The sequence below is a fragment of the Pontibacter liquoris genome, from assembly GCF_022758235.1.
GTDB classification, from domain to species: Bacteria; Bacteroidota; Bacteroidia; order Cytophagales; family Hymenobacteraceae; genus Pontibacter; species Pontibacter liquoris.
In genome coordinates this window covers 542081-568516 of sequence record NZ_JALEBG010000001.1, presented here as the reverse complement: position 1 = coordinate 568516, position 26436 = coordinate 542081, and the positions used below count along the sequence as shown (strand labels likewise).

General features: G+C 53.4%; 17 protein-coding genes. 9 read left to right on the top strand and 8 right to left on the bottom strand.

What is annotated here, in order from left to right:
- Positions 1-84: 84 nt before the first annotated feature.
- The 3 genes from LWL52_RS02290 to LWL52_RS02280 all read right to left on the bottom strand — a co-directional run bounded on the left by LWL52_RS02290 (position 85) and on the right by LWL52_RS02280 (position 3444).
- Positions 85-1125, bottom strand: a complete 1041-nt coding sequence (locus LWL52_RS02290; RefSeq protein WP_242916530.1) for a hypothetical protein — start codon at positions 1123-1125, stop codon at positions 85-87.
- A 172-nt stretch (positions 1126-1297) separates the two neighbouring features.
- Positions 1298-2056 carry a LytR/AlgR family response regulator transcription factor gene (locus LWL52_RS02285; RefSeq protein WP_242916528.1) on the bottom strand — a complete coding sequence of 253 codons (759 nt, stop codon included), beginning with the start codon at positions 2054-2056 and terminating at the stop codon, positions 1298-1300.
- 275 nt (positions 2057-2331) lie between these two features.
- Positions 2332-3444 (bottom strand): sensor histidine kinase, encoded by a 1113-nt coding sequence (locus LWL52_RS02280; RefSeq protein WP_242916526.1) that lies wholly within the window; start codon positions 3442-3444, stop codon positions 2332-2334.
- Positions 3445-3654: 210 nt separating this feature from the next.
- On the opposite strand from LWL52_RS02280, the gene LWL52_RS02275 reads away from it, so the two are divergent.
- The 6 genes from LWL52_RS02275 (at position 3655) to LWL52_RS02250 (ending at position 10469) form a co-directional block, all read left to right on the top strand.
- Complete coding sequence (locus LWL52_RS02275) at positions 3655-4200, top strand: RNA polymerase sigma-70 factor (RefSeq protein ID WP_242916524.1); 546 nt, start codon at positions 3655-3657, stop codon at positions 4198-4200.
- A 146-nt stretch (positions 4201-4346) separates the two neighbouring features.
- The gene (locus LWL52_RS02270; RefSeq protein ID WP_242916522.1) at positions 4347-5339 is read left to right on the top strand and encodes a FecR family protein; all 993 of its coding nucleotides are present in this window, start codon (positions 4347-4349) and stop codon (positions 5337-5339) included.
- Positions 5340-5365: 26 nt separating this feature from the next.
- Positions 5366-7999 carry a TonB-dependent receptor gene (locus tag LWL52_RS02265; protein ID WP_242916520.1) on the top strand — a complete coding sequence of 878 codons (2634 nt, stop codon included), beginning with the start codon at positions 5366-5368 and terminating at the stop codon, positions 7997-7999.
- An 11-nt stretch (positions 8000-8010) separates the two neighbouring features.
- Positions 8011-8859 carry a DUF4249 domain-containing protein gene (locus LWL52_RS02260; protein ID WP_242916518.1) on the top strand — a complete coding sequence of 283 codons (849 nt, stop codon included), beginning with the start codon at positions 8011-8013 and terminating at the stop codon, positions 8857-8859.
- A 342-nt stretch (positions 8860-9201) separates the two neighbouring features.
- Positions 9202-9789, top strand: a complete 588-nt coding sequence (locus LWL52_RS02255; RefSeq protein WP_242916516.1) for a hypothetical protein — start codon at positions 9202-9204, stop codon at positions 9787-9789.
- Positions 9790-9971: 182 nt separating this feature from the next.
- Entirely contained in the window at positions 9972-10469 is a 498-nt protein-coding gene (locus tag LWL52_RS02250) for a VOC family protein (protein ID WP_242916514.1), read from the top strand.
- Between the two features lie 66 nt (positions 10470-10535).
- Here LWL52_RS02250 and LWL52_RS02245 read toward each other — a convergent pair whose 3' ends face one another.
- On the bottom strand, positions 10536-10871 hold the full coding sequence (locus tag LWL52_RS02245) for an MGMT family protein (RefSeq protein ID WP_242916512.1): 336 nt from the start codon (positions 10869-10871) through the stop codon (positions 10536-10538).
- Between the two features lie 392 nt (positions 10872-11263).
- On the opposite strand from LWL52_RS02245, the gene LWL52_RS02240 reads away from it, so the two are divergent.
- The 3 genes from LWL52_RS02240 to LWL52_RS02230 are packed head-to-tail and all read left to right on the top strand — an operon-like array spanning position 11264 to position 16818.
- On the top strand, positions 11264-12346 hold the full coding sequence (locus LWL52_RS02240) for an efflux RND transporter periplasmic adaptor subunit (protein WP_242916510.1): 1083 nt from the start codon (positions 11264-11266) through the stop codon (positions 12344-12346).
- A gap of 20 nt (positions 12347-12366) precedes the next feature.
- Positions 12367-15474 (top strand): efflux RND transporter permease subunit, encoded by a 3108-nt coding sequence (locus LWL52_RS02235; protein ID WP_242916508.1) that lies wholly within the window; start codon positions 12367-12369, stop codon positions 15472-15474.
- Between the two features lie 27 nt (positions 15475-15501).
- Positions 15502-16818, top strand: a complete 1317-nt coding sequence (locus tag LWL52_RS02230) for a TolC family protein (RefSeq protein WP_242916506.1) — start codon at positions 15502-15504, stop codon at positions 16816-16818.
- A gap of 337 nt (positions 16819-17155) precedes the next feature.
- Here the strand turns inward: LWL52_RS02230 and LWL52_RS02225 are convergent, their stop codons facing one another.
- From LWL52_RS02225 to LWL52_RS02210, 4 genes are all read right to left on the bottom strand, one after another.
- A complete protein-coding gene (locus tag LWL52_RS02225; protein ID WP_242916504.1) occupies positions 17156-18958 on the bottom strand; it encodes a glycoside hydrolase family 9 protein in 1803 nt (600 codons plus the stop codon).
- Positions 18959-19222: 264 nt separating this feature from the next.
- Positions 19223-20560, bottom strand: a complete 1338-nt coding sequence (locus LWL52_RS02220) for a vanadium-dependent haloperoxidase (protein WP_242920633.1) — start codon at positions 20558-20560, stop codon at positions 19223-19225.
- Positions 20560-23919 (bottom strand): VCBS repeat-containing protein, encoded by a 3360-nt coding sequence (locus LWL52_RS02215; protein ID WP_242916501.1) that lies wholly within the window; start codon positions 23917-23919, stop codon positions 20560-20562. Before LWL52_RS02215 ends, LWL52_RS02220 begins: the two co-directional genes overlap by 1 nt.
- Before the next feature lie 351 nt (positions 23920-24270).
- A complete protein-coding gene (locus tag LWL52_RS02210) occupies positions 24271-26418 on the bottom strand; it encodes an outer membrane protein assembly factor BamB family protein (protein WP_242916498.1) in 2148 nt (715 codons plus the stop codon).
- Between the last annotated feature and the right edge of the window lie 18 nt (positions 26419-26436).

Here is a 26436-nt window from a genome sequence, read left to right as displayed (position 1 = left end):
AGGGGGATGATTTGTAAGGCTTGAGCTAAGCCAGTTATACTTAGAAACCAGACAGATATGCTGTCCTTATACTTAATTTGGCACCTAAAGTCGCTTGCCCTTAGGCGTTTTTGTGAGGATAACTTTCAGGTGCAGGCGCACCAGGTCGCCCATGTTGTTGCATCTGAGAAATTCGTTGGAATGGTGGTGGCGGGCCAGTTCTTCTTTTAGCTGCGCTAATTTTTCCGGCGTTGAGACGGTGTCGCGGCGCATGCAGTCGATCAGGTCTTTGAGGCGATAGCGGGCCGAGCGTAGGCGACGGAACATGAGCGTGCGCTCCTCGTTCTGGTACTGCTTCACGGTTTCGGGTTTCAGCAGTTTGGTTACCAACGCCACAAGGGGGTTATTGTCTTTAAAGAATTGCGGCAAATACATGGTCTTGCGCCCTTCATACGACTGCTGATCAAAATCGATGGGGCGCACGCGGTACTGCTCGTCCTCAAAATCAGGGGTCACGTCTACCACATAGTTATACGCGCGCATATCACCCAGCAGCCGGATGAAACAGCGCTCGTTAAATTTCACAAACTCCTTGGCAATGCGCACCTTGTTGGTCGCCTTGCGCTCCAGCACCTCCTTGATAAACACATCGCCCGGAATGCCGGCAATATGCTCTTCAATGATCGTGTCGCCATCTACCAGATAGTTAATGCGGCTCGGCGAGAGGATGTGCTCCAACTCCAGGCCATACACGCGCGAGGCATCGGCCCGTTTCACATAAAAATAGTCGTAGTTGTCGTTGAGTTGGTTCATGATCTGCACCCGCCACGGGTGGGAGTTGCCAAATGTGCAGTAATCGATGCGCGAGACGTAGAGGTGCTCCATTACCGACATATCGCCGTCAGTTTTCAGCAATGCGTAGATCATCGTCAGGCCGGTGTTCAACTCCTGCTGCGTTTGCTGCTCATACATTACCGACTCCCACAGCGTGTCCTGCCCTTTCTTATCGTAGTATGGAAACGAATCGGTGTAATGCAGCAGATCCTCGTAATGCACCGGCAACTTTGTTTCACGGTCGTAGTGATGCAGGTATCGGCGCAGGCCTTCGGATATGGGATAAAAGATCTTCTTTCGGGAGATGTACACGGGTGAGTTAAAAAGTTAGCGAGTTAAAAAGTTAAAGAGCCAGAGCATTATAAATGAGTACACCGTTTTGCTCCTCCTTCTACCTTCAGTTGCAGATAACTTACGATTTAACCAGACAAATCGCTATACGTTACACCTGGATCAGTTTCTAACTCTTTAACTTTCTAACTTTTCAGTTTTCCAGCAGATTGTTCTGGCCGAGGATCTGGAGGACTTCGTTTTTATAAAAGCGCCCGATGGGGATCTCGCTCTTGCCAATGTCTACAGCCGTAGCCGAAAAAGCCTGAATCTTATCCAGGGCAATAATAAAGGAGCGGTGAATGCGCAGGAATTTATCGGCAGGCAGTTTCTCTTCCAGGAAGCTTATTTTCTGGTATGAGATAATTTCGCGGCTTTCTGTTTTTACGCGGATATAGTCTTTCAGGCTTTCGATGTAGAGGATCTCGGAGAGCATCACCTTTACCATTTTCTTGTCAGCTTTCAGGTAAATGAACGCTTCGTGGTAGGGAGTGGCGGAAGCGGTGGGCGCTGTCGCAACCGGTGCCGCAACTTCGGTGGGCCTGCTGCTAGGCTGCTCCTGTGGCGTAACCCTGGCCACCGCTTTAAGAAAGCGCTCAAAGGCAATGGGCTTGAGCAGGTAATCCACGGCGTTCAGTTCATAGCTGTCCAGCGCATAATCACGGTAAGCGGTGGTAAAGATCACTTTGGGCGGCTGTGGCAGCGACTTTAGAAAATCAATTCCTGTGAGTTTAGGCATCTGGATATCGAGAAACATCAGATCGATGTGCTCATTTTGCAGGCAGTTGTAGGCATCCACAGCGTTATTGCAGCGGCACACCAGTTCCAGGTTATCCAGCCGTTGGATAAAGGTTTCCAGCACATCCAGCGCCAGGGGCTCGTCATCCACAATCATGCAGCGTACTTTATTCATCTTTCAGGTATCTAAACAAAAATAAAGGGCTCGTAAGGTATAAACTGCGGCCGGAGGCATTTACTCAATTCCGTTTTTCGGGTTTGTGAACCGAAAACAGGGACTACGAGGAACTGCCATCCGATGCCTGGCTGCTTTGCAGCAGCATTACAGTAACGCGCAAAGTATAAAAGCGGATTATAAATCCTGATAATTAGAACTTTAAAAACTTTCGGCTTACAAATCCGAAAGCGCGACAGAAGAAGGATCATTAACCTGTACGGGTGCTTAGTACCTTACTCCTCCCCCAGGTCCAGCTCCAGGCGCGCCGCATAGCTGTCGGGCTCGTCTTCAGTTTCCAGGGTATAGCAGCCTTCGTAGAGCAGCTCCAGGCGGCGGCGCAGGTTTTTAAGGCCAATGCCGGAGGCCATGTCGCGGGTAGAGTGGCTGGCCCGCTCGCCGCATTTGCAGTTCTCCACCAGCAGCACCAATTTATTTTCCTGCACTTTCACATCGATGCGGATCCAGGCATTTCCGGTTTCGGTGCTCACACCATGCTTAAAGGCATTTTCCACGAAGGGCAGCAACATCATGGGCGCTACCTGCCGGCCGGTTATACTTCCGGTCTCGGTAAAGCACACGTCCACGCGTTCGCCATAGCGGATGCGCTCCAGCGAAATATAATTGCGGATGTATTCAAGTTCTTTTTCCAGGGGCACGGTGGCAGCATTGGCAGCATACAGCATATAATCCATCAGGCTCGAGAGTTTGAGGACTACTTCGGGCGCGTTATCCGATTTCTTCAGCGTGAGCGAGTATAAACTATTGAGCGTGTTGAAGAGGAAGTGCGGGTGGATCTGGCCTTTGAGCACCTTCAGCTCCGCTTCGAGCTTGTCCTGGGTCAGATCGCGGGCCGCCTGCTGGTGGCTGTACCAGTTCTTGAGCAGCGCGATCACAGCCGTAATGGCCACCACATAACTGATGTTGACGCCGTTCTTTACAAAGCGGTAAAAGGTCAGGTTGTCTTCGGTGCAGGTGGTGGGGCAAAACATCGGGTGGATGAGAAAAGGCAGCAACACAAACTGCATCAGCGCCGTGATCAGGGCCATGAGCAAGAGCAGGTAGAAAAAGAACTCCAGGTAGCGCTTTTGCAGCAAGTAGCGCGGCATCAGGTAGTACATGTTAAAGTATACCAGTCCGATTTTAAAAGGCAGCTCTACTAGCTCCACCATAAAGGCATTGTAGTAGTCATCGATGTAGCTGCCGTAGAGCAAACCAAAAAACACCACGTATACTACCCAGAAGAACACATGCTGCACCACGCGGCTTTGCGTGATGTTGCGTACTTCGGGCAGGCTCCAGGTGGTGCCAGCCTCCAGGGTGCTGGCCGCGGTCAACTTTATCTCCATTTTACAAAGGTATACTTTCTGCTGCATGCCGCTACTGTGCCCCGGTTTGTTTTAGACCGATGGGCCGCAACATGCGCTTAGCGGCAGCTTCTGCCTGCCCAACAGCGCTGTACTAGCGCTGGTTCCTAAAAAGCTTCTGCAGCCATCCGACATAAAGCATTTTAAATAAATCCGCAGGAATTCATACTTTAGCCTGCGTTTACCTGCATCATGTCTAATCCATCACAAAACTTACAGGAGTACGAAACCCTGTTCCGGCGCAACTACAAGCGCCTGTGCCAGCGCGTGCACCGCATGCTGGGTGATATGGATGCGACCGAGGACCTGGTGCAGGAGGTGTTCGTACAGTTCTGGAACAAGAAAGACGGGCAGGCCATCGATAACCCGGAGGCCTATCTGCACCGGGCTGCTATTAACAAAGCCCTGAACTATGCCGGCTCCCAGAAACGAAGATGGGAAATAGCAAAGCAATACCAGCAGGAACAAGACCAAACTACACCCGCCGGGCAGGAACTGGAGCTGCAGGAATTGCAGAAAAAAGTACAGCAAAGTATAGATGCGCTGCCGCCCATGTGCAGGAAAGTCTTCCTGCTAAGCCGCTACGAGGAAATGAGCCACAAAGAAATTGCTGCTTTCCTGAACATCTCCCCCAATACGGTGGATAACCACATCAAAAAAGCGCTTGCTATACTTCGGAAGGTGCTACTGAGCCTGCTTCTGGTGGTCTGCCAAATTATTTTCAGATTTTTTTCCTGATGGCGTAGCGGTACCTGTACTTTCAACTGTCATTAATAAAAGTGGTATAGGTAGCAGGACATGCAGCACAAGACTTCTTGAATGGATTGCCAGCCTACTACTTGTTACTTAAAAGATTCATCTATTTTCAACCTGCACGTCGTGCCATGGAGAGCAACTACTACTGGGACATAGCCGCTAAAAGCTTGGAAGGCAAGGCAACGCCTGCCGAAGAGAAAGCGCTGCGCCACTGGTTAGCACAGGATCCGGCGCACGAAGCGCAGTACAAATTGCAGCAACAGCTCTGGCACCTGACAACGCCCGCTACTGCCCCGGCTCCCGACACGGATGCTGCCTGGCAGAAAATACGGTCCAGGCTGCAGCAGTCCTCGCAAGTGAAGGAGGCAAACGTCATTCCGCTGTACCGCCAGGTGCTGCGCGTGGCTGCTTCCGTTGCTATACTTATCGGGCTGGCCTGGGTTATAAAGCTATACTTCTTTCCTTTTTATGGGATGCAAGTTGTGGCGTCCGGCAACAAACAAATAACGGTTATACTTCCGGACAGCAGCCGGGTATGGCTCAACAAAGAAAGTACACTTGCCTATGACCCTGATTTTGACGGCAGGCAGCGGGAAGTATATCTAAAAGGTGAGGCATTTTTCGAGGTGACAAGAAATCCGCAGCACCCTTTCGTTATCGAAACAGAAGCGACAAAAACACAGGTACTGGGCACTTCTTTTAACTTACGAGCTTACCCCGGCGCAGAAGTCGAACTTGCCGTAGCCACCGGAAGAGTAGCTTTTACAGCCATCAACGGCGCTGCCCGGGTTATTGTAACACCCGGCTATGCCGCAACCCTGAACACGCAACAAAACAGCATCCGCAAGTATAGCCTTACAGATAAAAACGCCTGGGCCTGGAAAACGCATGAGCTGCAATTTAACGGGGAGCCTCTACAAGAGGTGCTGGCTGTATTGGAGCGCTATTACCATGTAAAACTGGAGCTCCAGAGCCCGGCCGTTGGAAATTGCCGCTTCACCGGCACATTCCGGGGCGACAACCTGCAGGAGGTGCTGCAAGTTCTGGAAGTATCGCTGCAAGTCCGGAGCACCAAGCAAAACGACCATACTTATATACTAGCCGGGGAAGGCTGCCGGTAAAGCAAACTCATTCTTAAACCCAAGATATGAACAAACGATTACTATGCCTGGGCATAGGCTGGCTCTGCCTTGCTTTTTCAGTACTGGCACAAACCTCCATACTGGACCGGCGGGTGTCTGTTAGCAAGACATCTGTTCCGCTGCAGGAGGTACTCTCAGCTCTATCAAAAAAGTATAATATAGCCTTTTCCTATGGCAACGACCTGGTGCCCCTGCAGACTCAAGTAAGTATAAATGCAGAGAACCAGCCGCTACGCCAGGTGCTGGACAAACTGTTGCAACATACCAACACGGGCTATTCCATTGTTGGTAACCAAGTTATACTTGGGCCTGTTAAAAAAGAAAAGAAAACCCGCGTTACGCTTAGCGGGCATGTAACCGATACAACTTCCGGCGAAAACCTGCCAGGGGCTGTTATCGCAAATGGCACTGCCGGTACCACCTCCAACATCTATGGCTTTTATAGTATAACCGTGCCTGCGGGTACGATGCAGGTGCAGGTGCGTTATCTGGGGTATGAGCCGCTTATTCTTTCGCTTCAGCATTTAACCTCAGATACAACACTCCAACTGGCGCTTCAGCCTCTCGCTAACGAAATGCAGGAAGTGAGTATAGTAGCAGAAAAAGCAACAGACCTGGAGCAGGCCAACCGGCTTAGCATGCGCGGCTCCGAGGTAAAGCAGCTGCCGCGCCTGCTGGGCGAAGCTGATGCCGTAAAAGCAATGCAGCTGATGCCCGGCGTGCTGGCAGGCCGTGAAGGATCTTCCGACCTGATCGTTCGGGGCGGCAGCCCCGACCAGAACCTAATTCTGCAGGACGGTGTGCCGGTATACAATGTATCGCACCTGCTTGGTATGTTTTCGGTGTTTAACCCGGATGCCCTCAAGTCGGTGGAGCTGATAAAAGGAGGATTTCCGGCGCCATATGGCGGCAGGCTCTCGTCGGTGGTGGATGCGCAGCTGAAGGAGGGCAATAACCGGCAATTTGCCGGAGCTGGGGCTGTAGGGTTGATTTCTTCCAGGCTGCTGCTGGAGGGGCCTGTCAGAAATGAGAAAACGTCATTCCTGGTGGCGGCACGACGCACTTACCTCGATGCGCTTACGACAGCCGCAGCAGCCATTAGCGGGGAAGACATCAGCCGTTATAACTTCTACGACCTCAATGCCAAAATCAATCATACTTTCTCCTCCTCCGACAGGCTGTACCTGAGCGTGTACAGCGGCCATGACAGCTTCTCGGATAAGCAGGAATTCTATAATGCTGGCGGTGATGAGATGCAAAAGTATAAAATGCACTGGGGCAATATCACTTCCGCCCTCCGCTGGAACCACGTCTTCGGGCCGAAACTTTTCAGCAACACTACCCTCACCTACAGCCGCTACCGCTTTGCGCAACAGACAGAAGTGCAAAGCCCGCAGCTGAACCGCTTCGTAGACTATAGTTCCGGCATAACGGATTGGGGCGCCAAAGCTGATTTTGATTACCTACCCCATGCCCGCCACAGCGTGGGGTTTGGCGGCAACTATACCTATCATACCTTCCGACCGGAGGTTACTTCGCTCCGAACAGATACAGATACCCTCACCACCGACGCTTTCGCCTCCATCCGAGCGCACGAATTTTATACTTATGCCGATGACCGTGTACAGCTGAGCGAGCGCCTGCAGGCAACGCTGAGGCTGCACTTTTCGGGTTTCTCTGTTAAAGGAAAATTTTATACTTCGCTGCAGCCGCGCCTAGCGCTGGGCTATACTGCTGCATCAGGCCTAAGTATACGTGCCTCTTATGCTACCATGGCCCAGTACCTGCACCTGCTAAGTAATACTTCCACCGGTACGCCCACCGACATCTGGGTACCAGCCACTGCTAAAGTAAAGCCGCAACGCTCCTGGCAGGCCACGCTGGGCGCTGCTACCGTGTTGGGGCAGCACTGGGAGCTAACATCAGATTTATACTATAAAGCGATGCAGGACGTGGCTGAGTTTAAGGATGGCGCCGATTTTATTGGTGAGTTCTTCCGCAGTGGCCCTGAGACGAACTTCGCCAATTTTGTGTCGCCGCCCTACGAAACACGTGTCGTGTGTGGCAAAGGCTGGAGCTACGGTTCGGAGTGGCTGCTGCGCAAACGGCAGGGAAACACCACCGGCTGGCTGGCTTATACCTTATCCTGGGCCTGGCGGCAAATGGATAGTATCAATTTTAACCAGAAGTACCCTTATACTTACGACAGCCGCCACAGCCTCTCGCTTGTGGTCAATCAGCAGCTCACAGAGAAGCTTAGTATAGGCGGCAGCTGGACGTATCGTACCGGCTATGTAACAACCTTGCCTTCTTCCAGTTACAAAGCCTATCATGAACCTGTCTATAATCCCGAGGGCTGGAGCCCTTCCGTAGAAACGGTCGATTACCTGGGCGAACGCAACAATTACCGCATGCCCGCCTACCACCGGCTGGACCTGAGCCTGACACACACCAAAAAGAAGAAATGGGGCGAGCGCAGCTGGAATATAGCCGTGTATAATGCTTATAACCGCAAAAATCCATACTTCATGCATCTTAGCCAACCAAGCTCGGGCGGAGAAGGAAGCTCCCGGCGCCACTTGTACCAGGTCTCGCTATTTCCGGTGCTTCCTTCATGCAGCTATGGTTTCAAATTTTAAATTGATTACCAATGAAGCAAATAAAGTATAAGCTACTGCTTTGCCTGTTTTCTATACTTACCAGTTGCGAAACAATCGTAGAGACGCCGTTGCCTGCACACGAGCCAAAGCTGGTTGTAAACGCCGTTATCAACCCAGACAGCCTGTTTACAGTCGATGTGAGCGCCAACCAGAGCGCCTTTGATCATGTAACGTACCAGCAGCTGCCGGATGCAACCGTACAGGTCTACCAGGCTGGGCAGCCTTTGCATACGTTACATCACAGGGGCAATGGTATTTACAAAACCGATCAGAAGCCCCTCCCTCTGCAGCACTATGAGCTGCATGTAGCAGCCCCGGGCTTTGCCCCTGCTCAGGCCAGCGCGTTTATCCCCTCTGCACCTGTTATCCGTGATCTCCAGAATACGGCTGTAGCACCTACAGCCTGGGAAGGCCCGACTATCAGCGTTAGTTTTACCCTGGCCGACACGCCGGGGCAGGAGAATTATTATTATCTGCAAGCCTATACTCCCGATACAAGCCATACGGAAAGTAAGCCGTATAACAGATCCGTGGGCCTTAAGCTGGCCGATCCCGTAGAGAGTGAGTTTAGCCTGGAAGACCGCTATTTTTTCAGCGATAAGCTTTTTGAAGGTCAAACCGTTACCCTGTGGGTGCACCTGGACAACTCGCCCAAGCAAACCACCTACCTGCGTGTTGCTCATATCACGCGGGAGTACTATGCCTATGCCAGAACGCTCGAAAAGCAGTCGTACCGAGATAACTTTGCCACTCCGCCCGGGCCCGTAGCCAACAACATTCAAAATGGCATGGGAATTTTTGCAGGCTACAATGCCCTTACATTGGCTATAAAACCTTAATGATCGCCACCTCTCTACTCCTGCAGCTATAAAGGCTGTTTGTGTACATCCTGCGCTATACTCCCCTGCAACTGATTTCGGGAAAGATATCAGTTGCAGGGGAATATTATTTATAAACCGCCATTACGAGACTTACTTTCCCCCTACTTCGGCTGTTTCGTCGATAAGGCAGCAAGGCCTTGCCGTGTTGGTAAAAACAATTACAGGATAAAGCCTATTTTTTATCCTGTTTGTCTAAACAAAGCAACCCTCCCTTTTCCCAATCTATCTTTATACTGTTCTCCGGCCCATTACACCGGACCAATACCAGCGCGACTACTATCACCTAAATAAATGAAAGCTATGAAAAAGACCGTAATTTTTCTGCTGGCCGCTTTGCTGCTGGCCGCAACAATGCCTGTAACCACGCAGGCACAAAAAAGCAAAAGCTTTACTCTTAAAAACGCCATGAGCCTCTTTAACAGGATGTATGGCACCCGCATGGTAAAAACGCTCATCTGGCAGCCGGAGCAGCAGCGTTTTTTTGAAACATCGGGTACGGTACGCTACAGCCTGCACCAAAACAAGGCCTTGCGCGAGGAGTTTGATATTGAACAACCGGATGGCTCTGTAAAGCACGTAGAAGGGATGCTGCGCTACGACACAAACAAAAGCCGCTTTGAGTTTGTGCAGTACGACACGGAAGGGCATGCCACCGTCATGTTTGCAGGCAAATGGGACCCCGACTTCGCTATGATAGACCTGGAACCCCTGAAGCGGCAGTGGCAGTTAAACGGCAAAAGAAGAAAACAGGACCAGGAGCTGCACCTGCGCTACTTCTTTTTCCCGGATGGCTCCTTTAAAAAGGTAGTGCGCACCCTCGAAGATACAGGCGACTCTGCTATTGCTTACGAATACCATTGTCTTCAGCAAAAAATTGCCGGCTTGTAAGGTGGCTGAGATTGTGCGACTACGTCCAGGCTGGTTGCAAATAATGTGCAGGACGGAGGGGATTTCTGCAGCCTGTTATGCGGTCATCTGGGCGGTAGGGCCATCACCCTGGCCCTACCGCCATCTTATACTTCGCACTGACGTACAAACGTACAACGGTCCCACAAAGCAGAAAAACAAGTATGAGCAACCAACCGGCGTATATTATTCCAAAAGACACCCGCATCGGGCATGTGCACCTCAAGGTGGCCGACCTCCAGCGCTCACTTGATTTTTACTGCGGCATCCTGGGCTTTGAGCTGACCACCAACTATGGCGAGGAGGCAGCTTTTATATCGGCGGGCGGCTACCACCATCATATAGGGCTGAACGTGTGGTATAGCAAAAATGCCCCGCCAGCTCCCCGAAACGGGGTTGGTTTGTTTCATACGGCCATTCTCTACCCTACCCGCAAAGACCTGGCAGCCATTTTGCAGCGCTTACTCGAGGCCAACTACCCCTTGACCGGTGCCTCGGACCATGGCGTTTCGGAAGCCCTGTACCTCAATGATCCGGATAAAAACGGCGTGGAGCTCTACTGGGATCGCCCCAAAGAACAATGGCCACAAAAGCCGGACGGCTCGCTGGAAATGTATACCAAACCCCTCGACTTAGCGAACCTGCTGCAGGAACTGGTCTGACAGCCAGGATTGGATTCCTGTCCTATTTCCCCTCTTTTATACTTGTGTGGATACGTTTTGGGCCTGTTAGAGCAGCTCTTTTGCCGGGTCCCAGAACAGGTTTCCGAAGTCCACCACCTTGTCGTTTTCCACTTTCACGCCCTCTTCTTCCAGGCGTTGCTGCATGGCGTTCATTTCGTCGAAGTGCTGCTTGCCTGTTAGCAGGCCATTGCGGTTTACCACGCGGTGGGCAGGTATTTTTGTATGCGGATGCGAGGCGATCAGGGCCCATCCAACCATGCGGGCAGAGCCCTTGGCGCCCAGGTAAGCGGCAATGGCGCCGTAAGACGTTACCCGCCCTTTGGGGATGAGCTGTACTACCTGGTACACGTTCTCAAAAAAATTCTCTTTTGCAGCTGCCATACAATATTTTTATTCTGTCAATTTAAACCTAATTACTTACTGTTTGTCTTACAATTGCGCCTGTTTGTAGAGTAAAACCCGTGTCGGTTTTAAATATATAGATAACGTTGTAACTTTAAACGACTAAAAGTCTGCTACAGACCGGCATTACCCGGAATCTCCTCAAAGGGTTTCGGGTTATTAAGTATACCAGCCGGGCCCGGCCTGTTACAGGCAGTGGTTTTCAGGCCATACTTGTAAACAATACTTATTTATTTAATGCAATACGCAGGCAGACCATACTTCTAAGAAGCTCTTAACCCTTGCTTCTGCTTATTATTTCTGAAAAAACTACTACCGCAATATTCCAGACGGCTACGGCACGCTAAAACTAAAAAACACCCAACAAAATCATGAAGATCAAATACATCGTTTACGCCATACTTATACTTGGATTTGGCGCCCTGGTAGCCTATCGCATTAAAGCTAACAAAGGCGAAGGCGGCGGACCAGGAGGCGGCCCGGGCGGTCCCGGAGGTCCGGGCAAGGGCGGCGCCATGCGCGTAAACGGCGTGGTAGTAAAACCGGAGTCTTTCTCAAACGCACTTGCCGTTTCAGGCTCTATCGAAGCCAATGAGCAGGTGGCCCTTCGCGGCCAGGTGTCGGGGCTGGTACGCACCATTTCTTTTGAAGAAGGAAGCCCGGTTAGCAAAGGCCAGGTGCTGCTAAAGATTGATGATTCGGAGCTGCGTGCCCAACTGGCCCAGGCCCAGACCCGCCAGAGCCTGGCTGCCGAGAATGAACGGCGCGCCGGCCTGCTCCTCAAAAAGGAAGCTATCAGCCAGGAAGAGTATGATGTGGCCAGCGCCGAACTCAAATCTGCCCGCGCCCAGTCGCAGCTCATCGAGGCGCAACTGGCTAAAACCACCATCCGGGCTCCTTTCACAGGCCGCATCGGATTGCGCTCCATTTCGCAGGGCTCCTACCTTTCGCCCGAAACCGTGATCGCTAACCTGGTAAGCACCGACCCAGTGAAGATCTCGTTTTCCGTGCCGGAGAAGTATGCCTCGCAGGTAAAAGAAAAAACAACGCTGAGCTTTACAGTAGCCGGCTCCGACAAAAAGTATACGGCCACAGTGTATGCCATAGAGCCCGGCATAGAAGCCAGCAGCCGTACGCTGCAGCTGCGGGCACGCGCCGCTAACCCTGATGGTGAGCTTCGGCCCGGCTCCTTTGCCAACATCGAACTGCCTTTAGCGGTGATACCTGATGCCCTCCTGATTCCTTCGGAAGCTATTATCCCGGTGCAGAACGGCAAAAAGGTCTTTATAGCCAAAGACGGCAAAGCCAAGGAAACCATGGTAGAGGCCTCTACCCGCACCCAGAAAGATGTCCTGATTACGGCCGGCCTACAGCCTGGCGACACGGTACTAACCACCGGAATTATGACCCTGAAAGAAGGAAGCCCTGTTAAAGTAGCTGTTGGAAAGAATTAGATAGCATAAGCGCGAGAAGTATGAGTTTATCCACCACAAGTATAAAGCGGCCCGTTTTCACGATCGTGATCAACCTGATGCTGATTCTGTTCGGCTTTATCGGGTATAGCTTTCTGGGCGTGCGCGAGTATCCGTCCATCGACCCGGCCATCGTTTCGGTCAGTACCAGTTATTCAGGGGCTAATGCCGATATCATCGAGTCGCAGATAACCGAACCGCTCGAAAAAGCTATTAACTCCATCGATGGCATCCGCAACATTTCCTCGACAAGTAACCAGGGCCGCAGCAACATCAACATCGAGTTTAACCTGGACAAGAACCTGGAAGAGGCCGCCAACGACGTGCGCGACAAAGTATCGCAGGCGGTACGAAGCCTGCCCCAGGATATTGATGCCCCGCCGGTGGTTTCCAAAGCCGATGCCGACTCGGAGCCTATTATTACTATGACGGTGCAAAGTCCCAACCGCGACCAGCTCCAACTTAGCGATTATGCCGAGAACGTGATCTCACAGCGGTTGCAAACCATCCCGGGCGTGAGTAGCGTGCAGATCTGGGGGCAGCAGCGCTATGCCATGCGCCTCTGGCTGGACCCTATGAAGCTGGCCTCCTATGGCCTGACCGTGGGCGATGTGCGCACCGCCCTGAACCGCGAAAACGTAGAGCTGCCCTCAGGCAAGATCAGTGGCGAGAACACCGAGCTGGTGGTAAAAACGCTGGGCAACCTGTCTACGGCCGAGCAGTTCAACAACCTGATCGTAAAATCGGACGGCAACAAACTCATCCGCTTCAGTGATTTGGGTACAGCAGAGCTTGGCCCGGAGAACCTGGAAACAAAAATGGCCGAATCAGGCCAGCCGATGGTGGGTATGGCTATCATTCCGCAGCCAGGCACCAACTACCTTGATATCTCTGAAAAATTTTATGAGCAGTTCGAGAAACTCAAAAAAGATCTGCCCGAAGACATCAAGCTGGATATTGCGATGGATAACACCATCTTTATCAAGCAGTCGGTAACCGAGGTGGCCGAAACCATCCTCATCGCGCTAGTGCTGGTTATCCTGATCATTTACCTGTTTTTCCGCGACTGGGGCATTGCTTTCCGGCCGCTCATAGACATCCCGGTTTCGCTCATCGCCACCTTTTTTATCATGTACCTCTGCGGCTTCTCGGTAAACGTGCTCACCCTGCTGGCGGTGGTACTAGCCACCGGCCTGGTGGTGGATGACGGTATCGTGGTAACCGAAAACATCTTTAAGAAAGTGGAAGAAGGCATGTCGCCGATAGAAGCAGCTATCAAAGGATCCAATGAGATCTTTCTGGCCGTTATTTCGATCTCGATCACGCTGGCGGCAGTGTTCCTGCCCGTTATCTTCTTGGAGGGCTTTGTGGGGCGCCTGTTCCGCGAGTTCGGGGTGGTGATCGGTGCGGCCGTGCTTATCTCGGCGTTCGTATCGCTTACCCTCACGCCCATGCTGAACGCCTACCTGATGAAAGGCGGCCATCAGAAAAAATCGCGCTTCTATGAAATAACAGAGCCATACTACGAGAAACTGAACACCGGTTACGCTAGCGCCCTGAGCGGTTTTATGAAGCGTAAGTGGCTGAGCTTCCCGATCCTAGTGGCCTGTATTGGCCTGATCGGCTTATTTTATACGATCCTGCAGAAAGAAACCGCCCCCTACGATGACAGAAGTCTGATGCGGGTGCAGGTAACTGCCCCGGAAGGTGCCTCTTACGAGTATACCGACCGTTTTATGAAAGAGCTCACGCAGCTGGTAAACGACTCGGTGCCTGAAAAAGCCGTGAACCTGGTGATCACCTCGCCGGGCTGGGGCGGGGCAGGCTCCGTGAACAACGGTATGATGCGCATGGCGCTGGTGTCGCCGGACAAACGGGAGCGCTCGCAAAAAGAGGTCGCCGATTACCTGACCGGCCTGACGCGTAAATATTCGGAAGGACGGATCATGGTTACGCAGCAGCCCACTATCTCGGTGAACCGCCGCGGCGGTCAGCCGATTCAGTACATCATTCAGGCGCCTAACTTCCAGAAGCTGGAGGAGAAGATACCCGAATTTATGGAAGAGGCCAGCAAAGATCCGACCTTCACCAACGTAGACGTAAACCTCAAATTCAACAAGCCGGAGATCAACATCTCCATCGACCGTGAAAAAGCGCAGAGCTTAGGCGTGTCGGTGATCGATGTGGCCCAAACGCTGCAGTTATCGCTCAGCGGCCAGCGCTTCGGGTACTTTCTGATGAACGGCCGCCAGTACCAGGTGATGGGACAGTTTGACCGACCCGACCGCAACGACCCGCTGGATTTGACATCGCTTTTTGTGCGCAGCAATACCGGCGAGCTCGTGCAACTGGATAACCTGGTCACCATGACCGAGCGCAGCAGCCCGCCGCAGCTTTACCACAACAACCGTTACATGGCCGCTACTATTTCAGCAGGCCTGGCGCCGGGCAAAAGTATTGGAGACGGCATTGAGGCCATGGACCGTGTGAAAGCAAAAGTACTGGACGAGTCTTTCTCCACCGACCTTGGCGGCGAATCGCGTGACTTTGTGGAAAGCGGCTCGAATACGATGTTCGCCTTTGGCCTGGCTCTGCTGCTGATCTACCTCATACTTGCCGCCCAGTTCGAAAGCTTTGTAGACCCGCTCATCATTATCCTGACCGTGCCTATGGCGGTGGCCGGTGCCATGCTCTCGTTGTGGCTCTTTGGCCAGACCTGGAACATCTTCAGCCAGATCGGCACGATCATGCTCATCGGGCTCGTCACGAAGAACGGTATCCTGATCGTGGAGTTTGCCAACCAGCTGCGGGAACAGGGCAAGCCTAAAATGGAAGCCATCCTGGAAGCCTCGGAAGCCCGCCTACGCCCAATCCTGATGACGAGTCTGGCCATTGCCCTGGGTGCGCTGCCTATCGCGCTGGCACTGGGCGCTGCCGCGCAAAGCCGCATGGGCATGGGCATCGTGATTGTGGGAGGCACTATTTTCTCGCTCATCCTCACGCTCTTTATTATCCCGGCCATTTACTCGATGTGGTCGCGGGAGCGCAAGCACAACCCGGAACTGGACAAGGCAGAAGCGTACGAGCGAAGCGTATTAGAAACCGTCTGATAAGATATTAAGATACTTAACAATTATATGAAGCATAACATCGTGCTCCTGGGCTTTCTTTTTTGTTCATTTTTGCTGATCACCCAAAAGACCTTTGCACAGGAAACCTTGACGCTGGAAGAGGCGGTACGAATTGCGTTGGAACGAAACTATGACATCAAGCTGGTTTCAAATGAGCTCAAGATCGACCAGAATAATGTGAACCGCGCCAATGCCGGCATGCTGCCGGTGGTGGGCGCTACCTTAACCAACAACAACACGCTGCAAAACAGCTCCCAGACGCGGGCTACCGGCGAAGTGACCGAGCGGAACGGCGCCAAAGGCTCGAGCCTGAATTATGGCGTGGGCCTGACATGGACCGTTTTTGATGGCTTTGGCATGTTTGCCCGCTACGACCAGCTCAAAGAATTGCAGAAGCTGGGCGAGGCGCAACTGCAAAACACGGTGCTCACCAAGGTAGGCGATGTGATCACGATCTATTACGATTTGGTGCAGCAACAACAGCAGCTCCGGGCTCTGGATACCGCTGTGGCCATTTCGCGCTTACGCGTAGAAACGGCGCAGAACAGGTTCCAGATCGGAAAAGCCGCCCGGCTGGAAGTGCTTAATGCCCAGGTGGATTTTAACACCGACACCACCAATCTGCTTCGCCAACGCCAGCTGTATCGTAACACCCAGACCCAGTTAAATGAGCAACTGGCCCGCGAAGTGACCACGGCGTTCAAAGTTGTGGATTCGGTGACCATCGACGACCAACTCACGCTGGGGCAACTGGCCGAGCAGGCCACGCAGCAGAACCCGGCGCTGCAGGCTGCCCTTATCAACCGCAGAGTGGCTGCCCTGGATCTGAAGCAGGTAAAAGCGAACCGCTTCCCGACCATCAACCTCAACTCGGGCTATAATTTTAACCGGTCAGAATCGGCGCTGGGCTTTGCCACCCAAACCACGGGCCGGGGTTTAAACTATGGCGTATCAGCCTCGGTGAATGTTTTTAACGGCTTTCTGCAAAAGAAGAACGAGCGAAATGCTGCTATCCTGATCGACAACGCCCAACTGCAGTATGAGCAGCTACAGGTAAGTATAAAAGCCCAGCTGGCCACGGCGTTTGAAACCTACCAGACCAACCTGAGCCTGGTAAACCTGGAAGAGCGAAATCAGCGGATTGCCAAGCAGAACCTGGACATTACGCTCGATAAATTCCGGTTGGGCAGTATCACGCCCATCGAAGTGCGGGATGCGCAGCTCAATTATGTAAACGCCACCGTGCGCTACAGCAATGCCCTTTACCAAGCGAAGCTGGCCGAGGTGGATCTGAAAGAGATAGCAGGCGCCTTAAACTTCTAAAATTCCGGCAGCTATATTGCTTTGCTAAATTCATACTTAAACAAAAGCGCCGCAGCATTCTCTTATGCTGCGGCGCTTTTGTTTAATTCCGGTTCAAGTTGGCAGCTTTAGACTGATGCCCTTGCACCAGACACAGGCAAGTTTTTGTTTCACTTTGAGGATTCAATCGCGATCATACCTGCTAGTTTCCAGCTCATCTACCCAGACTTAGGATCGTAGGAGGCTTTTATACTACGAACCCAGTTTTGCAGCATCGTTGAGCGCGCAGGTAGATAAAAAAAGAAGGCACCGGTATAAACCTGCGCCTCCCTTTTCATCAACTCACCTTGCCTTTGTTCTATTTCGCTGCACCCGACATTCCTGCTTTTTGCTGCAGGGCCTCCAGCGCACCGGCCAGATAGACCAGCGGCGCATTCCAGTTGATGGCGATCTCGTTGGAGGCATACGAGCAGTCGTCATCGAGGTACATTTCGTCGGGAGCCGTAGCCGTGTAGCCTTTGCAGTTATCCTGGCGGGGCGCGTTGGCGTTGGTGCCGCCTGAAAGCAGCCCCGGCACAGGCTCCGCAATGCCATCGGCAATGGAGGGCCGGTGGTGCGGGTGCATGGTGGCTTTATCGCCAAAGCCCGTTACAAAACTATAGCCCACGGCGTTGCGGCCCAGCAGGTAATCCAGGTTTGCGAGCGCGGCCTGCAGGTAGTGCTTGTTCCCAGTCTGGGTATAGGCCTGCACAAGCGCTATGCCTTGGTTGGCTGCCACCGCGCTGCTGCCCCATATATAATCTTCTTTAACTTTGCCCATGGCCGTTTTGTAGGCATTGGCGGCAGCACCGTCCAGCAATTGGTCGGCAAACTGCTGCAGGCGTTTCTTTATTTCCGGGAGGTCTTTGCCTGCAGCCGGCGTGAGATTGCTGCTGTGCCGGAGCAAGGTATAGTAGCCCAGCAGCCGCACCTGCGCCCACGAGGGCAGCGGCATTTTGGTATCGGGCAGCATGTTCACGGCCTTGTAGTAGCTGTCATCCTTGGTAGTGGTGTATAACTCAGCCGCCGCCCAGATCCGCTCGTCGCCAAAGTCTTTGTCGCCGTACGCGCCGGTGGTTACATCCGGGTCAAACTGCTTGTTCATCGCCTCCTGGTCATACACCACATCGGGGTTTTGCTGTGCCCAGGCCCAGGCGCTGGTGGCTGCTGTCAGGCATGAATCTGAGAGGCCGGGTAGTTCCTTTTCGTACTCCCTGAAAACACGACAGGCCTGCGCCATCACCGCTGCAAAATCGAGCGTAGCGGCTGTGCCTTTCTGCACCACGTAGCGGGGCTTAGTAGCTTGGTCGGGCATCACCATGCCATCAAAAACAGGGTTGGTAAGTTTGTGGTATACGCCACCATCGGCGGGGTCCTGCATAGTCAACATCCAGCGCAGGTTCCAGAGGGCCTCATCCAGCAGGTCGGGCACCGTGTTTTTGCTTTCGGGGATGTTCAGATTTTGAGCTTTATAGTATAGCGGAAAGTCTTCGTATGCCGAGAGCAGGGTGCCCATGGTAATGCCGCTGTTAACGACATACTTGTTGTAATCGCCGGCATCGTACCAGCCCCTGGGCGAGGCGATCACCGTACCAGCCGGGCGCCCGGCCGAAGCCGCGGCAGGATGCACCAGGACGTTATTGTCGGGGTGACCGGCCGGGCGGTGCCATTTGCCCGCATACTGCTCCGGCAGGTCCGTGGACATGCGCTGGTAGTAAAAGCCCTTTATGGCAGCGGCAGCAAGCGCCCGGTGCACGTCGGGCTTTATCTCAAAAGTATAGGAACGGCCCAACCCCGGGATCTCCAGCACATAGGTACCCGGTTTGGTATAGCTACTGAAATCAGCAATGCGCGTGGGCCTGCCTGAAAACTCGGCTGCTTTCATATCGGAAAGCGTGCCGGTATAAACGGTTTTGGAGCGATCAGCGGTCTTGAGGTAAAATTTACCGCCTTGATTCTCACCCACCACCACAGCTATTTTGGATGCTGCCGGGTAAAAACCGAGTTGGTTGAGCCGGATCTGTTCCTGTGCCTGCTGCGCCTTCTGCTGTTTTTGCGCCGACACGCACGAGGCGGAAAGGCACAGGAGCAGTCCCCCTATTGTTTTGTAGAAAATTTGCATGGTTGCTCAGATTACAGCAGGCAAGATAAGCAGATAGCACGCCATCTAAAGGCATCAAATGTTTCGGATGTGGGACCGCCAGGTTAAGTATACGCCGGTATGGGCAAGCCATCCCTTGTTTATACTTGTAACCGCCAGTACTCCGGCTCTATGTGAGGCTTGCATCAGGTATGGAAATGATGCGCATATCAGTCTCTGAGAGAAACCCGATTTATACTTACACTTTCCGAGACCGAAAACGGCTAAGAGCCCTTACACTTCCACTTACCGCTGCGCAACCTTTTCAGCATTAGGCACTTTCTCTACTTTATGCAATACCCAGGCGCCTACCTGCAGGCCCTGCTCCAGGCCGTTGTCGATGGCATCCTGGTAGTGGATGCCGCCATACAATCGCGAAATAGCAGCCTCTTGCGCGGCCTGGTGAAAAGAGGAGAACTGCCGGGCTTCCAGGCCATAGCGTTCTTCCACAGTATCTGTATAATGAAAGTTATCCCCAAAAAAGTGGGTCAGGATCACAGCCGAGGCGGCCGAAACCGTGGAATGCCCGCTCAGGTATTCCGGGAAAGGAGGCGTTTGCAGCAGTGGCTCCCAGGTAGGGTCCACATACTTGCGGATGGCTGTTTCGGGACGGATGCGGTTACTGCGGAATTTCTCGTCCCAGCAACTGATAAACCCGTCCACCAGGGCCACGGCTACCAGGGTGTTGATCTGCATGGCTTCCGCAAAGCTTTTGTTTGCCTGCTTGCAGGCGATTCCGGTGATACCTATCCAGTGGGCACCCGGCGAGATTTTTTTCATCCCCGTCATCAGGTGGCCATTGTCCTGCAGGGCAAACGGGTTGCAGTCCCAGAAAGCCGCGATTCGGTGGTGTTCTTCCGAAAGGTTCCTGCCCTGCTCATATACCTGCAGCAGCAGCTTGTAAAAATCCGATTGCTTATCAGTGGAGAACGCTACGGGCGGCGCCGGTTTAAACTGCGCGCTGGAATCCAGGGTGAACGGCCGGATGGTGTTGAAGTATGGCTCTACAGGTGCAAAAAATCCCGGCGGTGTCGGGAACCAGCTGCCCTCCTCCTCTTTGGGCGTGTAGCGCGGGTAGTTGCTGATGCGGTTATACTTGTCGGCTTTGGCGTAGGCCAGCACCTGCCCGCTTATACTTTGGGCATAGGCCAGCGAGTTATTCACCACTTCCGCATCCATACCGCTGGTGCGACACGAGTCCAGGAAGCGCCGTTCGTAGGCGTCCATCAGCGCACCGGAGGGTTGCAGTTTTTTGGCTGTCTCTATCATGGCCAGCAGGGCGCTCACCTGGTAGGAATAAGCCGTAACGGGCGGTTTTTCTATTTCCGGAAACCCGTTCAGAACACCGTGCATCGGCTGCAACGTGGAGTCGTGCTGCGCAACCACCTGGTAGCCGGCAAGGCAAGTATAGGCAAAGAAACGGGCAGCAAGCGGCGGGTTTGTCACATCGTTCACCATCAGGTCCGTCATTGTGGCGGTTACCTGGCTGATGGCTTCGCTGCTGAAGGGCGGCTGCTCCTGCGTAGGTCGGGTGCAGCCAAAGCAGGTTACTGCCGCAAGTATAAAAATGAGCACCTGTCGCATCACGGCTTTAATTTATAGGCTTTTATACTTCCCTGGTTCATCCCGAAAAGCACCGTATTGTTCAGCGTCAGGATGCTGCGTACATCGCCTTTAACGCACAAGCCCGACCTGGACTGTGGGACATAAGTAAACGTGCCGTCGCCGTTGGATTGCAGCAGGGTGCCATAGCTGGCGTCATACTTGCCAAAGCGCAGACGGGCCTGGCTGATGTTACCGCCCAGCAGCAAATCAGGCCTGCCGTCGTGGTTATAGTCCAGGGTGCTAATAGCAAACACAGGCGAGAACTGCACTTCTATAGGCAGATTCTTCTGCGAGAACCTGCCGCTGGCGCCACCTTCAAAGTATGCGGTTTTCAGGTTGTTTGCCGTCAGCCGGCCAGCGCCGCTGAGCTCCTGCCGGGAGAAAATATCGGACAAGGTTGCATCTGCATAGCTGGCGTAATCAGCAAAGCGCGTCCGCATCATGCTCAGCTGGTCCAGCAGTTCGTCGCGCGTAACATAGGGATAGCTTTTGCCTTTGATGTAGAAGCACAGGATCGGATCCACGGAGCCGTTGTCGTCAAAATCCTTGTAGTATAGTTCGGCAGGTTCTTTCTGGGTAGCCCGTACTTGCGCGTTCTGTCCCTGGTTACCTACCACCAGGTCTGGCCGGCCATCCTGGTTAAAGTCGCCGATCAGCAGCTTGTTCCACCAGCCGGTAGATGCCTTGTCGAAGTATGAACTTGTAGCGTTTGTGAGTTTGCCGTTTACATTTTTAAATACCGTTACCGGCATCCACTCCCCTACCACCACCAGCTCCAGCTTTTTATCGCCATTCAGATCGTGCCAGCCGGCATCGGTCACCATGCCGATGTGCTGCAGCTGCGGAGCCACCGTAGCCGTCACATCTTTGAAGTGGCCATTGCCATCGTTTAGCAGCACGTAGCTTCTTGGTGCTTCCGGGTAGCGCCCCGGTATCACCCGGCCACCTACAAACAAATCCATACTTCCGTCGCCGTTTAGATCGGCTGCCCGGGCGCAACTGGTGCTGGAGTACATAACAGGCAGCGCCGCCGGGCTTTTTGCAAAATTGCCTTTGCCGTCGTTGAGGTATAACCGGTCCTGCAGCAGGGCATCGTCCGGCATAAAGTTGCTATAGCCGCCGCTGCAAACGTACAGGTCCGGCTTGCCGTCGTTGTTGGCATCGAAGAAAAGGGCATCCACGTCTTCACTCATTTTATCGGCCTGGAAAGCAGCCTGCGGTTTTTCAATGAAGCTTCCGTTACGACTCTGCAAGTATAAGATGCCTGCCTGCCCTTGCGTGCCGCCGGCAAACACATCCTCCAGCCCATCGCCGTTCACGTCGGCTTTTACCAGGCAAGGCCCTGCAAACGAAACCGGGTTTACCAGCAGAGGCTGCCGCTTGAAATCATTCAGGGTATTTTTCTGATGGGCAAATGCTACCGGCGATCTCACCTCCGTGAAGCCAGGAGCAGCAGGCTTTGGCAATTTATACTTGCTGCCGGCATTCTTTTCCTGTACGGCCAGCACCTGCCCGGCTTTTACATCGCGCAGCACCTGTTGCCGGCCACTGGGCCATACTACCCGCACCGAATCTACAACGTTATACTTACCCAGCCCAAAATGCAGCACCGCCGGCACGCTCGACTGGTACCCTCTGGCGGGCATCTGCTCCTGGTATTGCTGCTGCCCCTGCGCGTACAGCGTCACTTTTGCACCGATCCCAGCCGTGTTTTTGCCCGCACCCGCCAATGTAAGCTGCAGGTAATGATGCTGTAGCTGTTTTTCAGCCTGGTTCTGGTACACAAAGGCCGTTTGGTTGAGGTTGTTCATCACCAAGTCCAGGTCGCCGTCGTTATCCAGGTCAGCGTAAGCGGCGCCATTGCTGTTGGAAGCCGCATCAAGCCCCCACGCTGCCACCTGGTTGCTGAAGGTCAGGTTGCCGTTATTTTTATAGATATAGTTTTTAACGTTGGAGGCAGGGATCTTTTTAACCACATCAAGTATGCGGGCCATGTTCATCTGGCCGCTCTGAAAAAAAGAGCTTTTATACTTGATGAAGTCCAGGTTGGTGAAGTCGCGCAGAAAGCCGTTGCTTACAAAAAGGTCTTTCCAGCCATCGTTGTCATAATCGGCAAACAGCGGCGCCCAGCTCCAGTCGGTATTGGAGATGCCCGTAAGCTGGCCGATCTCGCTAAAGGTGCCATCGCCGTTGTTGAGCTGCAGCATGTTGCGCATGTACTGATGGTTAAAACCAACCCGCAGCAGCATGTTGAAGTACTCGTAATTGTCGGGCGCAAACAGCAGCTTTTGCCGGCGATTGTCTTCCGGCAGCATATCCACGGCAAACACATCGGGCAGGCCATCGTTGTTGATATCGGCCACGTCGTTGCCCATGGAGTAGAGCGAGGTGTGCCCCATGCTTTGGGGCAGCCTGTCGGTGAAGGTGCCGTCGCCGTTGTTTATGTACAGGTAATCGGGGGCCGAGTAGTCGTTGGTCAGGTAAATATCGGGCCAGCCATCCTGGTTGATATCGGCTACCCCGGCGCCCAGTGCATACGTAAAAGCAGAGCCCGCCAACCCCGCTTTATCAGACACATCCCTAAAATGGCCCTGCTCGTTTTTGTACAGCTTTACCCGGATATTGGCATCTGTTTTCTGCAGTATCTGGCCAATCTTCACATCGTCCAGGTTATTGAACTGTGCCGGGTTATGGTTGAGCAAAAACATGTCCAGGTCGCTGTCTAGGTCATAATCAAAAAAGAGGGCGTTTGTCGTAAAAGACGAGTCGGCCAGGCTATATTGCGGTGCCTGGTCTTCAAAAACCGGCAGTCCGCTTTTATCATTCCCTTTGTTGATGAACAACTGGTTGGCACGCGCCTCGCCCGGCATACTGCCCGAATAGCAGGCGTAAATATCCAGCAACCCGTCTCCGTTCACGTCGGCCATACTTACCCCCGTTTTCCAGCCATAGGCTTTGCCCGCCACTCCGGCCTGCGCCGTCACATTGTCGAACTGCATGTTGCCTTTGTTCAGGTAAAGAGCATTGGGCACCATGTTGCCCGAAAAGTAAATATCCTGCAAGCCGTCGTTGTTCAGGTCTCCTACCGCCACGCCTCCCCCATTATAAAAATACTGGTACATGAGGATGTTACCATAGGGGTTCTCCGTCAGGGTATTGCTAAAAGTGATATGGGTTTTATCGGAGGGCAGCAGGTGGAACAGGGTTTCTGCCGGAGTACTGCCGGCCGCGGTCTTGCCTGGCTCCCCGTTTTGGGCGGATTGCTCGCTGCAGGCACCAAGCAGGGTGGTAAGGACGGCCGCCACCACGAGCAGGCAAGTATGTTTAAATGGGGGCATTGTAAGATAGTAGAGACTTTTAAAAATAGGCATAAGGCACGGAAACTACAATAATATCAGCTTATTATACTTCTACATTCTCTTAAACAGGCTATCCCTATTCAAGCAAGAGAATGATCACAATACTCCGCTTGCGATGGTGCGCTGCTACTGGTCATCAGCCCTGGCGTGTAGCAGATGTTGCGGCTCCCTGAGCTGTTTCGCACTACTTCGTCCTAAAGTATCCCTGAAGCGGATTTCCTAGTCCGCGTTAGTTGCAACACGGGATTAGGAAATCCCCGGCAGAGGTCTTCCGGACCAGCAAGTCCGGAAGCAGCAAATGTTGCGGCCTGGGTAGCAGTCACAATTATGTTACTTTGCTTCCTGCTCTGGCAGCGCGAAGGCCACATAGCTATCGCCTCCTTTTGCGCCCAGCTTGGTGCCGCCACAGGCAATCACGAGGTACTGCTTTCCGTTTACCTCATAGGTGCTGGGCGTGGCAAAGGCGGCTGCCGGAAGTATGGTTTCCCAGAGCAGCTTCCCGTTCTTTTTATCGTACGCACGGAGTTTGCCATCTTTGGTGCCGGCAATAAACAGCAGCCCGCTAGCGGTAACGACCGGTCCGCCGTAACTTTCCGCGCCTGTCTGCGGAATGCCTTTTGCAGTCAGTTCGGGGTATTCGCCATAAGGTATCTTCCAGACATATTCGCCAGTGTTCAGGTTAATGGCATTGAGCGTGCCCCAGGGCGGACTGACCGCAGGGTAGCCCTTTGCATCCAGGAACTTCGTATAGCCCGAGATCTGATAAGGGCCTTTGTCCTTTTTGCCGGCTGCTTTTCCCTGCCCCGGCTCCTTGGGTGCATCAGACTGCCCTTTCTCTTCGCCGAACAAAAAGGCCACGAGCGCTTTTTTCTCATCTCCTGACAACTTGCTGAAGGCCGGCATCATGCCTTTGCCATTGCTAATGATGCTTGCCACATGCTCCCGTTTCAGGCTGCTTTTAAGACTTACCAGCGACGGGTACCCACTGGCCGGGTTCCCTTTCCGCTCTGCCCCATGGCATTGGGTGCAGTTCAGAGCATACAAACGCTGGCCAGGAGGCAGACCTGTCAAGGCATCTTCTGGAACAGCAGTATTTAAGCTGATATGCCACGGCATTTCGGTGCTATTCACATACAGAATACCTTCCGGATCGGCAGCAGCGCCGCCCCATTCTGCGCCGCCGTCCAGCCCCGGAAAGATGATGGTCCCTGTAGAACTGAGCGGCGTAAAGGCTCCTTCGGAGCTGCTTTTACGGAAAGTGGCCAGCAGTTCCTGCCGGTTCTCTGCCAACGGACTGATATCTTCTTCCCGGAAAGTCTGCCGGGCAAACGGCGCCGGTTTGGTCGGGAAAGGCTGCGTGGGCCAGGCTTGCTCTCCCGGCACGTCGGAGGCCGGCACCGGACTTTCTTTAACCGGGAAAACAGGCTCTCCGGATTCCCGGTCAAACACGAACGTGAGGCCCTGCTTGGTTACCTGCACCACAACGTCCTTTTTCTTCCCTTCGTGCGTTACCGTCATCAGCACTGGGGGAGCCGGCGGGTCACGGTCCAGGATATCGTGGTGCACGAACTGGAAATGCCACAGCCGCTTACCCGTGCGGGCATCGAGCGCCAGTAGGCAATTGGCAAACAGGTTGCTCCCCAGCCGGTTCCCGCCGTAAAAGTCGAAGGCAGGAGAGCCTGTGGGCACAAAAACAATGGCGCGCTCCCGGTCTATGGCCATGCCGGCCCAGTTGTTTGCAGCCCCCACTTCGGTATTGGTGTAAGCTTCTTTAGGCCAGGTGTCGTAGCCATACTCGCCGGGTTGCGGAATCGTATGAAATACCCAGGCCAGCTTGCCTGTCCGGATGTTGAACGCCTGGATGTACCCCAAGGCCGCATCGTTGCCCTCCGACACCCGCAGCGGCATGATGATCAGGTCTTCGTAAACCGTGCCGGGCGTGTTGGAGATCACCATTTTATCTTTTGCCGTCGGGCCTAGTCCGGCTTTCAGGCTGGTGCGCCCGTTTTCGCCAAACCCAGTTACCGGCTTGCCCGTGCGGGCATCCACTGCATAAAGCCAGGGACCGTTAGTATATAAAATGCGTTTGTCATTGCCACTTTCCCAGTACACCAGGCCACGGCTGGTACTGAACACATCGGCGCCTTCCGTCTTTTTTCGCCAGAGCTCTTTGCCGGTGGCGGCCTCCAGCGCGAAAGGCTGCGTGGTGGCTGTCATGCCGTAGAGCACGCCATCAAGTATAATCGGGTTGCACTGGATCTGGCCCGAATCGCGGGTATGGTACTCCCAGGCTACTTCCAGCTGCGCCACGTTTTCCGGCGTGATCTGCTGCAGGGAGGAATAATGGTCTCGGCCGGGACCACCTAGATATTCGCGCCAGTCCTGGCCCGCTGCAGCAGGCTTTTTCCCGGGTAGGATCGCCCACAGGAGCGCTCCCACCAGGAGCAGGAATCCGATTATCAGTAAAGGTCTTTTCATGTATGCGGATGTATGGGT

Coding starts and splice junctions, on each gene's coding strand:
- LWL52_RS02260 (WP_242916518.1), top strand. CDS start 8,011: ATGAAGCAAATAAAGTATAAGCTACTGCTTTGCCTGTTTTCTATACTT.
- LWL52_RS02285 (WP_242916528.1), bottom strand. CDS start 2,056: ATGAATAAAGTACGCTGCATGATTGTGGATGACGAGCCCCTGGCGCTG.
- LWL52_RS02220 (WP_242920633.1), bottom strand. CDS start 20,560: ATGCGACAGGTGCTCATTTTTATACTTGCGGCAGTAACCTGCTTTGGC.
- LWL52_RS02235 (WP_242916508.1), top strand. CDS start 12,367: ATGAGTTTATCCACCACAAGTATAAAGCGGCCCGTTTTCACGATCGTG.
- LWL52_RS02245 (WP_242916512.1), bottom strand. CDS start 10,871: ATGGCAGCTGCAAAAGAGAATTTTTTTGAGAACGTGTACCAGGTAGTA.
- LWL52_RS02255 (WP_242916516.1), top strand. CDS start 9,202: ATGAAAAAGACCGTAATTTTTCTGCTGGCCGCTTTGCTGCTGGCCGCA.
- LWL52_RS02265 (WP_242916520.1), top strand. CDS start 5,366: ATGAACAAACGATTACTATGCCTGGGCATAGGCTGGCTCTGCCTTGCT.
- LWL52_RS02240 (WP_242916510.1), top strand. CDS start 11,264: ATGAAGATCAAATACATCGTTTACGCCATACTTATACTTGGATTTGGC.
- LWL52_RS02210 (WP_242916498.1), bottom strand. CDS start 26,418: ATGAAAAGACCTTTACTGATAATCGGATTCCTGCTCCTGGTGGGAGCG.
- LWL52_RS02225 (WP_242916504.1), bottom strand. CDS start 18,958: ATGCAAATTTTCTACAAAACAATAGGGGGACTGCTCCTGTGCCTTTCC.
- LWL52_RS02230 (WP_242916506.1), top strand. CDS start 15,502: ATGAAGCATAACATCGTGCTCCTGGGCTTTCTTTTTTGTTCATTTTTG.
- LWL52_RS02275 (WP_242916524.1), top strand. CDS start 3,655: ATGTCTAATCCATCACAAAACTTACAGGAGTACGAAACCCTGTTCCGG.
- LWL52_RS02215 (WP_242916501.1), bottom strand. CDS start 23,919: ATGCCCCCATTTAAACATACTTGCCTGCTCGTGGTGGCGGCCGTCCTT.
- LWL52_RS02250 (WP_242916514.1), top strand. CDS start 9,972: ATGAGCAACCAACCGGCGTATATTATTCCAAAAGACACCCGCATCGGG.
- LWL52_RS02280 (WP_242916526.1), bottom strand. CDS start 3,444: ATGGAGATAAAGTTGACCGCGGCCAGCACCCTGGAGGCTGGCACCACC.
- LWL52_RS02270 (WP_242916522.1), top strand. CDS start 4,347: ATGGAGAGCAACTACTACTGGGACATAGCCGCTAAAAGCTTGGAAGGC.